General features: G+C 53.1%; 1 pseudogene. It reads right to left on the reverse strand.

The features are described 5' to 3' along the window. A pseudogene (locus tag CKL79_RS22675) lies at positions 1-677 on the reverse strand (hypothetical protein); the annotation flags it as partial. Positions 678-799 lie beyond the last annotated feature (122 nt).

Here is a 799-nt window from a genome sequence, read left to right on the forward strand (position 1 = left end):
GAAAAGTCGGCATGCGCCACGGTGGAAATCGCCGCTCGGCTGATCAAATGTAAACCCTGCGCTCGAAACGGTCTCAACACCTTCGCCGAAGCATAGTAGGCATCCAAGATGGCATAGCTTCCCTGCTCCATATACGTGACACAAACGGCTGCCATTTTGTCCACAAGCGTCAGCTTATGGGACGCTACTGGGTCAATGCCATCATGCAACTTTAAGATGATGGGGGTTGCAAAGAGCGCTGTGCCCTGACCCAGCAGCAGGCCGAGCGCACTGAAGTAGTGGCCTCGTATCCATTCCGGCTTGTTGACATCCGCTGACTCCTGATGCAAGCCTTTGACACCCGGCATCTTGCGACCTTCCTTGCCGACTTTTATCCCATCGCCGAGATAGACGAGGCGCCCTTTCAAGCGCTGGGCTGCGGTATGCGATGAGAGCCAATGCCCCCAACGCTGGCAGACTTCATCTATCCTGAATGCCTTGGAATGGAACCAGTGCAGCGCTGCGCTGTAGCACGATTCATCTAGCCCCAAGCCATTCACATAGCTCGTCACCGCTGCCGGTTGATGACTCAATAGCAACCCCCACATCAACAGCACAAACCATTCAAACGGGATTTCTCGACTGAAGGCGGGGCGTAGGTTTTTTAGGATTTGCTCAATGCGGGCATAGAGTTCCATAATTGAACTGGTTGTTTGTAGTAATTCAACCAGTCTCGAACATTCCTTGCCCCTTGGGTATAGGGATGTTCGTTACTTTTAGCGTTGGCTCCGCCTCTCCTATGGAGAATCGCATTTCGCAC

It is taken from the genome of Leptolyngbya sp. BC1307, assembly GCF_002286735.1.
Taxonomy (GTDB): Bacteria; Cyanobacteriota; Cyanobacteriia; order Phormidesmidales; family Phormidesmidaceae; genus Phormidesmis.